Source organism: Microcoleus sp. K4-B3 (genome assembly GCF_036704615.1).
GTDB lineage: Bacteria > Cyanobacteriota > Cyanobacteriia > Cyanobacteriales > Microcoleaceae > Microcoleus.
In genome coordinates this window covers 1-9691 of record NZ_JAUBSF010000142.1, presented here as the reverse complement: position 1 = coordinate 9691, position 9691 = coordinate 1, and the positions used below count along the sequence as shown (strand labels likewise).

Below are 9691 nucleotides of genomic sequence, written 5' to 3'. Positions count from 1 at the left end.
TGACCTCTCTTTGGCTACTAAATTGCAAAATGCATTTCTACTAACTGTAGCACTATTTTATGAAATTGGTATAAGAGGGTACAGCGTGAGGCTCCTGCGGCTTTAGCTGAAAAAATTTTTTGGTCCGCTGTCGATTTGCAGCCTCGCCGAACGACTACTAAATGAAGGCGACTATCTCAGATCGAATTTTGGAGTAACGATGAAATATATATTGCTGATTTACAGTGACGAAAATGCCTGGATTGAAAGCGAGCTGCAGCAATGCTACGCAAAGTCTTTGCAGCTAACCCAAGAACTGCAAGCCAACGGTCAATATTTAGGTGCTTCGCCACTACACTCGATCGCCACAGCAACCAGTATTCGAGTGCGTGACGGCAAAAAACTTGTTACCGATGGGCCGTTTGCGGAGACGCGCGAACAACTCGGCGGCTACTTTCTGATCGATGCCAAGGATCTTGACGAAGCGATCGCGATCGCAGCACGCATACCAAGCGCCAGTAAAGGTACGGTTGAAATTCGCCCGATCGTGGAACTGTCGGGCTTGCCATCAGACCAGTAGTTGCCGTCAATACCACTCAACGCAAAGTTCCACATCCGCACTGACAAACTTTTCCAGAAAAAATGTTCAACTTGTCGATCGCACGCACCTCTATTCGACTAGATGGTAGAGCAAGGGTTAGCAGTTTTCAATCTGCGCCCGGAAAACCAATCGACATCAAGAAGGAGATACCACGATGACTGTGACAACCGAAACCACCAAAACACAAGACGAAGCCCAGATTCGACAAATCATCGCAGATACGGCCAGTGCCATCTGCGCCAAAGACCTCGATCGCATCATGGCGCACTACGCCCAAGATGTGATTATTTTCGACGCAAAACCGCCGTTCCAAACCAAAGGTGCAGATGAATTTCGACGGACGTGGGAGGCGTGCCTGCCTTGCTTCCCGGACTCCTTCGGGATTGAGATGCGAGACCTCAGCCTCACCGTGAGCGGTGATTTGGCGATCGCGCACTGGCTTTTTCACTTCACAGGGATGCCAAAAGATCACCCAGGGGCGCAGATGTGGATGCGAATCACCTCTGCGTGCCAGCGGAAGCAGGGCAGATGGCAGATTGTGCACGAGCATTGCTCTGTACCCTTCGATCCAGAAACGTCTAAAGCCGTTTTCTCGATCGCACCTTAGCCCAGCTCAACAACCATAAACAAAAGGAGATTTCACGATGAAAGTCATAGTTCTAGTCAAAGCTACCCAAGACTCAGAGGCAGGCGTCATGCCCAGCGAACAGCTTCTGACGGAAATGGGGCAGTACAACGAAGCATTGGTCAAGGCGGGAATTATGTTCGCTGGCGAAGGGCTACATCCCAGCTCAAAAGGAGCGCGGGTGACGTTTTCAGGCACAAATCGCAGCGTGATTGACGGGCCGTTCACAGAGACAAAAGAGCTGATTGCCGGATTCTGGATCTGGCAAGTGCAGTCGATGGAGGAAGCGATCGCCTGGGTCAAACGCTGCCCCAACCCGATGCCAGGAGAATCCGCGATCGAAATTCGCCAGATATTTACAGCAGAGGACTTCGGCGAATCCTTGACGCCCGAACTCAGGGAACAGGAAGAACGCATTCGGGCGGAGGCAGAACAACTCCAGCGTTCTTGAGGGCATAAATACTGCCTAACTTTTCGTCCGGCAGCCACATCATTTCCCATGAATGGATTGCTCGATCGGCTATTAACCAAAGGAGTACATGATGCAATCGAATATTTATCTCTTTTTTGACGGTGAATGCCAAGCTGCATTTAAATTCTACGAACAGTGTTTAGGTGGCAAAATCGACGGGATGATGACCTATGGGGATGCGCCCATGTCTGAGGAAATTCCCTCCGAACAGCGCGATCGAATCATGCACGCCAACTTAACTGTTGGTGCAATGGTATTGATGGGTTCTGACACTCCACCCGATGGCTTTAAAAAACCACAGGGATTCTCTGTGAATCTTCAATTTGACGATCTGGTCGAAGCGGAGCGGATCTTTCTAAAATTGGCAGAAAACGGAACGGTAAAGATGCCATTCCAAGAGACCTTCTGGTCTACCCGTTTTGGAATGCTTGTCGATCGATTTGGCACACCGTGGATGATTAATGTCCAGCCAGCTACCTAACGCTTTCAAGTTTGCTCACAAGCGTTACCCTTCAATTCAAACATTAGCGAAAAATCGTTAATGTTTCACCTTGCGATCGAAGTTAAAAAGGAGAAAACATGGCTACTAAAATTTTCGTGAATTTACCAGTCAAAAATCTCGATCGGTCTGTCGAATTTTTTACTAAACTTGGATTCAGTTTTAACGCCCAGTTTACTGACGAAACTGCCACTTGTATGGTTGTGAGCGAAGACATCTTCATCATGCTCTTGACAGAAGCCAAGTTCAAGGAATTTACACCCAACGCAATTTGCGATGCCACCAAGAGTACAGAAGTGCTGGTGTGCTTGTCTTCCGAGAGCCGAGAAGAAGTGGATAAAATGATTCGCAACGCTGTTGCTGCTGGCGGAACGACCTACAATGAACCGCAAGACTACGGATTTATGTATAGTCATGGCTTTCAGGATTTAGATGGCCACATTTGGGAAACTATGTTCATGGAACCCAGCGCAGTCAATCAAGGTTAGGCATTTTCTATCTGCTTCCTGAAAACAATACAAAGCTCTTCTCAATGGGTCCAAGTTAGTGAGTGCATTGAGAAGAGCGATCGAATATCCAAAAATCCCAAAAGGGTGCATCTCAGTTTGGCAAATCCCTGAAAAAAGGGCTAAAATGAAAAATGTAGTAAAACCGTAAAAAAAGGATGAGATAAACGAAATGACACCCGAAGATAAACAGCAGCTAAAAGCATACTTAAAAGGGGCAGCATAAATTCTTTACAGAAATACAGATGCGGTTGGCGTACAACAATTGAGCTGATGAACCCTTACTACACTTTTAATAAACTCATTTTTTTCAATCCATCTGCTTCACGACCTCCAAGGCTAACCCTAACACCTCTGCAATTTGCTCATCCTTTAATCCCAACTGTCGTAATTTACCAACTATTTCAATTTTAACTTGATTAGTGCCATCCTGGTAGTCAGGAGTCGCAGGCTGACTTTTATCTGGGGTAGGATTGGGTTGTTCTGAGCAGGCCTTGATATAGTTAATGGTGTTGCTATTACCATCAATATTATTACTATTATTTAAAGCAATCTTTATAGTTGATTGCCGTTTTAGGACAGACTTAAGATTACGTTTATCCACTGGTTCGCCGAAAACATCAGATAACATTTGCAAAAGCTCGTAACCTACATCTTTAGCATGACCCGCCGTACAACCGTAAGTATCTGCAATATCAGAATACTTTTGTCGCTTCAGTATTCCCTCGATAATTTTACGCTGCAAGTCATTGAGATGTTTGCCTGTATTAGCGCTGAGCACTTCATCTACAAATTGCAAGATATGGGCAGTGTCCATCAGTAGGGGTCTCAGAGAACTATAGTTAGTATAGCCGTCTTGATCCGTCTTGATCCGTCTTGATCCGTCTTGATCCGCCTTGCATCCGCCTTGCATCCGAATTTTAGAAATACCCGTCTTTTTCCGTCTTTTTTCGCTTTTCAGTTTTTCGCGATCGGTCTATGATACGGAAGAGCTAAAAAGCAGCTTTGCTAGAAGAAGCTGCTGTGGATCGAATCCGACTCATCAGGAGTCAGCGATAGATATTTACTGTACTATTTGGCGAGTTGCGATCGCACTTCTAAATTATCTTAGTTGATTTTCTGTAATGTAACTCATTTTTTTCGCCGACAGAGCGATCGGGCGTGGGTTATTCAATTTTTATTTAGGTTACAAAGGAGAAGCTGACAATGGCTGGTTTTGAAATTGTCTCTGAAGTGTCTACTAGAGAAACTGATTTCGATGGCACCAGGCATGATGCTTGGTCTGATTGGACTTCCAACACTGCTCCTGCTGACCACGTAATTAAGCAAAATGAGGTAAAGGTGGAATGGCTTTCCGACAACGGATCGGAAAATACGCACGAGATAATTTATGAAAATTTTGTCGAACTCATACCAGGAACAGGGATTAAGTTTCCACAAACAATCAAGATTCGGACGTATGCACGGAGTCCAAAGGGAATAGGTTGGGTCGGTCGAGGTTGGTCAAAGGTCAAAGTTACAGGGGAATATGTGAAGTATAAATGAATTGCAATTGCTAGTTAGCAGCAGGGTGGGTAATCCTCACCTTATTTGTTTGTAAGGCGTTAAACAATGAGGAAATATGGCGGCTATCATTCAGCGGGGTTCATTTGGCGATCTTTCTGTAACTTTTAAAGAAGATGCAATAGCACACATGGCTAATGCAGGCTCTCTCCGTCGGCTAAATAACGTAAGGCTTGTTCGGCAAGCAAACCGTAGTATTCAACCTCCTACTCTGGTGATCCCTGAATCAATCAATGAACAACGGGGACTTGCTTTAAAATCAATTACCTTGAAGAAGGATTTTGAAGGGTTTATTGAAAAACTATTTACTAAAAGAGTCGGCGAGCTGTTTGAAAACGATATTTATTTCGTTGCTTGGGTATGGGATTTGAGTGGTGAACCTCCTGTTTTATATCCTTCACCTGATTCAAAGGGAAATTTCGATCCTCAAAAATGTATTTTTTCTGTAAACGTTTCACAAGAAAGAACTTTTGGAGGAGTAGGAATTAACTTGCTAGGTTCAAGAAAAATTGTTGGAGGGATCAATGTGCGAATGCAGATTTGGGAAAGTGACAGACAGACATCCGATTTTGGCAAAACAATGGCTGAGGTTGCCAACACCGTGAAAAATAGTCAATTGAGTAATCTCTTAAATCTTATTTCTTTAGCGACCGGAGGTGTAACAATAGCTACTACAAATTTAATTGCTCAAGGCTCGGCAGATTTGGCAACTGCTGTTAGTTATATCCTTCAAGCCAAAAGCGATGATTATGTTGACTTTTTTGAAGGATATTATCCCATTAGTTACGACTGGAAACCAGGTCAAGAACTGACCGAAGAAGGTTTTGCCTGTAAATTAGTTTTTACAATGTTGTGATCGGAGGTTTAGTTCTACTTCAGAGTAGGTTTGTATAACTCTTGCTAGTTCGTTGTGAATCGAGTTCACAGTTTTAGGTCAGACTCGAAGGTAAATCACACCAGTTCCGATCGCCCTTAAGCTGTTAGAAGAGCATTCAATAGACCGAGAAGCTCATCGATCGGAGTAAGATAGCGGTCTTTGAGATCTACAGCAACTTCCAGATCGGGTGTCAGTGCCAAAAATCGCCAAACTTGGCCTGTAGTAACCGAGCCATAAACTGTTTTATCACCAATTTTAGGGTCGCGTCGGTTGACTAAAAAAGCCGCATACATAGTAGCAATACATTGAGCTAAACCCTCATTAATATTTTCATTTTTAGCTTCAATTACCGTAACAATAGGAGCCTTAATTGCCAGCTTGTCAGGGTTAGCCGTGAGTAAAAAATCAACAAATCCATTCAAACCCAAACTGGGATCTGCCGTAAAGTTTTTACCAGAAAATAAGGAAAAATGAGGGTTAAAGGTGACAATTTCGCTTAAAATGGGAGCAATTAAATATTCAGAGCGAGCTTTTTCGGTGTTGATGGCAATAGCAAGCGGTGCAAATCGCTTTAAGGCTTCAGTCAAGAATGCGCTGGGAGCGATCGGCTCAAAATCAACCAATTTCTCAACAGTTATAATCTGACTAATTCCCAAAGGAATCAATTTGTCAAATGAAGTGAAATCGCTGTAAGACATAGCATTAAAGATTTCAAACTAAAACTGTTTCTTCTATTTTAAGTCATAAAGTTGGCGATCGCCCTTTATCTTTTTTCACCGATCGGGCGATCGCACTTTTGGGCTAGACGTTAAACAGGTGACTGGTAGCCATCATAAGCAAAAATCAAATTTTAAACAGAATTGCGATCGCCCTTTTTAAACCTCTTCAACAACTCCGGCGTCACCAAACCTTGCGGAAAAAATATAGTCCCCAAAACAATCAGCAACCCAAAAATAATTAAACGTCCATCCCGCAGAAATTGCGCCAACCAAATCGGCAATCCCTGAATAGTTGCTATCCCCCTCAAAACCTCCGGCAAAGCATTAAACACCATCCCACCCAAAACTGCTCCTAGAAAAGTTCTGCTACCACCAATCAACACTGAAGTCAAGTAAATAATACTAGCATCAAAAGTACCTTGACGCGCGTTCCAAGTATTCAAAAAATGGGCACTAACTGCACCCACAACCCCAGCTAAAACAGCACCTAACGTGAAAGCCAAAACCTTATAAAAAGTTGGGTTAATGCCGATTGCATCAGCCGCCAACTCATCAGCGCGGATCGCAGCAAAAGCGCGCCCCACCCGAATCCGTTCCAGCCGATAGACAATCGCCATACTTACCAACAGTAAAGGTAGTACAATCCACAAATACTCGATCGGCGTCGCAAACGGTTGCGGAATCCCAAAAATGCCCACAGCCCCGCCAGTGATATCTAAATTCAGCGATAAAACCCGCAAAATTTCCACAAAAGCAATAGTTGCGATCGCCAAATAAATCCCACTCAACCGCAGCGCCGGAATTCCCACAAAAATCCCCAACAACCCCGAAACAATCCCTGCAATTATCATCTCTAATAACAGCAATGGCAGTGGAAATAACCCCCCTGTCTGTTGAAAAACCGTCGTTGATAAAATCGCCGCAATATACCCACCCAAAGCATAAAAACCAGGGCTAGCCAGAGACAACTGTCCCGTCATTAAAGGCAAATACAGCGACATTCCCAACATTGCACCCAGCAACATCCAGACAATCAGAAACCCATAAGTAGTAAAAAATGCAGTCATAACTTTCTTTATTTCTTAGTCCCCCTCTGCTGGGACGAGAGTTTAACAATAAGCGATTTCAAGATCCGAATCCTCTTACACCTTTTGACTCAAACGCTTCTATTTCTCAGTCCCCCTCTCCTGGGACGAAAGTTTGACTCTTAAGCGATTTGATTTCAATCACCGAATTATCAACCGGGCAACGAACTTACACCTTCTGAATTAAACGCCGTCCAAACAAACCCTGCGGTCTAACCAATAGCATCATAAACAATATGCCAAAAGCAACAGCATCCTTATAAGCAGAAAAATCACCAGGCACAAAAGCCTCGACCAAACCAATTATAAACCCACCCAAAACAGCCCCAGGAATACTCCCCAACCCACCCAGCACAATCACCGCCAAACCCTTCAAACCAAAAGCAATCCCAAAATACGGCCCAGCAATACTAACACTAGAACCCACCAAACTCCCCGCCAAACCAGCCAGAAAACTGCTCACAAAAAACGTCAAAACAATATATCTGTCAGTATCAATACCCAACAGACTAGAAGTAGTAGCATCTTCAGCCACCGCCTGCATTGCTTTGCCAAATTTAGTGAAATTTATTAAGTAAGTTAGAAGACTAACAATCGCAATAGCTACGCCAAAAATCAATATTTGAACAGTGCGAATAGGAATCTGTTTATCCGCCGTGCCAAAGTTAATAGCTGCCGGCAAATTGCCGTAAGTATTAGTAGGAAAAGTGTAAATTTCTGCACCGACAAGATACTGGATGATATTGGCGATAGCCACCGCCGCCCCCAAACTAGAAACCACCGTCAGCAGAGGATCTGAGTTTCTGCGGCGCAAAGGCAAAAAAGCAACTCTTTCAACAATTACTCCCACCAAACCAGCCAGCGTACTGCCGAAAATTAGCGCCACAGCAAAAGGAAACTGCACGGGAATTCTTGCATTAGCCAACAACCCGTTAAAACCGAAAGCACCGCCCATCAGCGCATAAGTGAAATAAGCACCCAACGTAAACACTGCACCGTGAGCAAAATTAATAATTCCGAGAATAGAAAACACTAGGGTGTATCCCAGGGCAAAAATAGCATACACGCTGCCGATCGACAAACCATTCAAAAATTGTTGCAGAAACAGAGTTAAGTCCATCACCAGTTAAGAATTGAGCCTCACACCGAAATCATTCAACAACAAAAAACATACAATTTTTACTCTGACTTCAGACTTCCCCCCTTGGGGAGGCCGGGGGGGAGACTTCAGAGTCACACTCAATAACTCATCCGTATATCCGTGTCAAAATCCGTGTTCTGACTTCATTTCAAGAACTCAAATTTACCGTTATTTCCATCAGAATCCATTTTTATTTGTGCCACATAAAACTCTTTCTGATTGATTTCACCTTCCGGCGTAAAAGAAATTTCCCCCAGAGGCGTATCGTACTTTCCACTCAACAACTGCTGATTCAAATTTGTACGCAATTCTGCCAAAGGCTTTTGGCTAACCTTCGACTTAGCATTAATTTCTTTTAATGACTCAACAAAAACTTGTACGCCAGTAAAAGCTTGAGCGCTAAATTGAGGCGGTTCCTTCTTAAATTGAGCGCGATAAGCCTCACGAAAAGCCTTATTAATTTCATTCTGATATTCCGGGCTGTATGCTTGGGCAATCAAAACCCCCTCGCAAAGAGCCTTGCAAACCGCAAACACATTAGAAGTATTCAGACCGTTGCCCCCAATGATAACGCCTTTGTAACCCAACTCCCGCAACTGCTTAATTAAATTGCCTCCATCAGCCGCCAACCCGGAAATAATTATCAGATCGGGCTTGACATTTATCGCATTAGTGGCTTGAGATTGAAAATCTGTATCCGTAGTCAAGAATTTTTGAACTGTTGCCAATTCCAGCCCCATATCTTTAACCGTTGTCTGAAAAGTTTCTGTCTCAGATTTGCTAAAGGCATCATTCTGAGCAAAAAACACGGCTACTTTCTTAATATTGGGATTTTGCTTCAGTGCAGCTTTAACTGCATTAGGTGCTACCACGGCGACAGGCGCGGAGACTCTGGTCACATAATCGCCAATCTGGGGAATGCCTTTAGCGGTATTGGAGGGTGCGAGTACGGGAACTGTTGCTCGATCGGCGATCGGATCGGCACTAAAAGCCTGCTGTGACAGGGTTGGGCCCACAATACCCACCACCTTATCCTGATTGATCAGAGTATTGAAGGCATTGATCGCCCCTTGTTCATCTCCACCCGTATCTTGGAACACCAGTTTAATCGGCGTCCCATCCACACCGCCCTTATCGTTGAAATATTTCTCAGCTATTTTTGCCCCAGCCACCTGTTCCTGACCAAGCAAAGCCACATTGCTAGTTTGCGCCACCCCAATACCTATAGATATAGTGTTGGAACTTCCCCCAGGCGAACCCTTTGGGGAAGCACCGGGAGATGGCGAAGTCGCCGGAGATGCTGTACTAGAGGTTTGGGGAGTGTTCGTCTGACTGCAAGCGATCAGCAGTGAAGCGCAGGTAATGAATAAGGCACTAGGGGGAGCGGCAGGTTTTTTCATAAGCGGGCGATCGAACACATATATAGATCATCTCAACTATATAGACCATCTCTATATAGAACATCTAGATGTGCAAATATTCTACCGATTAGGGTCAGAGACCCAGCCAAAAACCCTATTTAGGGGTCAAAAAGCAGCCCCAACCTATAAAGAGGAGTCAGGCAGCGGATGCCGGAGCGGTGCTTCCTAGCCAAAACCCTTACGGTGTATGGCTGCAAAAAAAA

The 9691-nt window shown here is 44.3% G+C and carries 12 protein-coding genes; 7 read left to right on the top strand and 5 right to left on the bottom strand.

All coding sequences use genetic code 11. The features are described from left to right. Positions 1–199: 199 nt before the first annotated feature. From QUA78_RS30650 to QUA78_RS30630, 5 genes are all read left to right on the top strand, one after another. The gene (locus QUA78_RS30650; protein ID WP_333305770.1) at positions 200–559 is read left to right on the top strand and encodes a YciI family protein; all 360 of its coding nucleotides are present in this window, start codon (positions 200–202) and stop codon (positions 557–559) included. A 175-nt stretch (positions 560–734) separates the two neighbouring features. After that, positions 735–1187 carry a nuclear transport factor 2 family protein gene (locus QUA78_RS30645; RefSeq protein WP_333305772.1) on the top strand — a complete coding sequence of 151 codons (453 nt, stop codon included), beginning with the start codon at positions 735–737 and terminating at the stop codon, positions 1185–1187. Between the two features lie 37 nt (positions 1188–1224). After that, positions 1225–1656, top strand: a complete 432-nt coding sequence (locus QUA78_RS30640; protein WP_333305774.1) for a YciI family protein — start codon at positions 1225–1227, stop codon at positions 1654–1656. An 88-nt stretch (positions 1657–1744) separates the two neighbouring features. After that, positions 1745–2158 carry a VOC family protein gene (locus QUA78_RS30635; protein ID WP_333305775.1) on the top strand — a complete coding sequence of 138 codons (414 nt, stop codon included), beginning with the start codon at positions 1745–1747 and terminating at the stop codon, positions 2156–2158. A 98-nt stretch (positions 2159–2256) separates the two neighbouring features. Then, complete coding sequence (locus QUA78_RS30630) at positions 2257–2664, top strand: VOC family protein (RefSeq protein WP_333305777.1); 408 nt, start codon at positions 2257–2259, stop codon at positions 2662–2664. A 328-nt stretch (positions 2665–2992) separates the two neighbouring features. Here QUA78_RS30630 and QUA78_RS30625 read toward each other — a convergent pair whose 3' ends face one another. Next, positions 2993–3499, bottom strand: coding sequence for a hypothetical protein (locus QUA78_RS30625; RefSeq protein ID WP_333305778.1), 507 nt, complete (start codon positions 3497–3499; stop codon positions 2993–2995). Positions 3500–3888: 389 nt separating this feature from the next. Between QUA78_RS30625 and QUA78_RS30620 the strand changes: the two genes are divergently transcribed. Together QUA78_RS30620 and QUA78_RS30615 are read left to right on the top strand one after the other, a co-directional pair. Then, complete coding sequence (locus tag QUA78_RS30620) at positions 3889–4227, top strand: hypothetical protein (protein ID WP_333305780.1); 339 nt, start codon at positions 3889–3891, stop codon at positions 4225–4227. A 76-nt stretch (positions 4228–4303) separates the two neighbouring features. Next, complete coding sequence (locus QUA78_RS30615; RefSeq protein WP_333305782.1) at positions 4304–5101, top strand: hypothetical protein; 798 nt, start codon at positions 4304–4306, stop codon at positions 5099–5101. Between the two features lie 116 nt (positions 5102–5217). On the opposite strand, the gene QUA78_RS30610 is transcribed toward QUA78_RS30615, so the two are convergent. The 4 genes from QUA78_RS30610 to QUA78_RS30595 form a co-directional block, all read right to left on the bottom strand. Next, positions 5218–5820 carry a hypothetical protein gene (locus QUA78_RS30610; protein ID WP_333305784.1) on the bottom strand — a complete coding sequence of 201 codons (603 nt, stop codon included), beginning with the start codon at positions 5818–5820 and terminating at the stop codon, positions 5218–5220. Positions 5821–5972: 152 nt separating this feature from the next. Continuing rightward, positions 5973–6908 carry a branched-chain amino acid ABC transporter permease gene (locus QUA78_RS30605; RefSeq protein ID WP_333305786.1) on the bottom strand — a complete coding sequence of 312 codons (936 nt, stop codon included), beginning with the start codon at positions 6906–6908 and terminating at the stop codon, positions 5973–5975. Positions 6909–7095: 187 nt separating this feature from the next. Then, the gene (locus QUA78_RS30600) at positions 7096–8046 is read right to left on the bottom strand and encodes a branched-chain amino acid ABC transporter permease (RefSeq protein WP_333305788.1); all 951 of its coding nucleotides are present in this window, start codon (positions 8044–8046) and stop codon (positions 7096–7098) included. Between the two features lie 164 nt (positions 8047–8210). Then, entirely contained in the window at positions 8211–9467 is a 1257-nt protein-coding gene (locus QUA78_RS30595) for an ABC transporter substrate-binding protein (RefSeq protein WP_333305789.1), read from the bottom strand. Positions 9468–9691 lie beyond the last annotated feature (224 nt).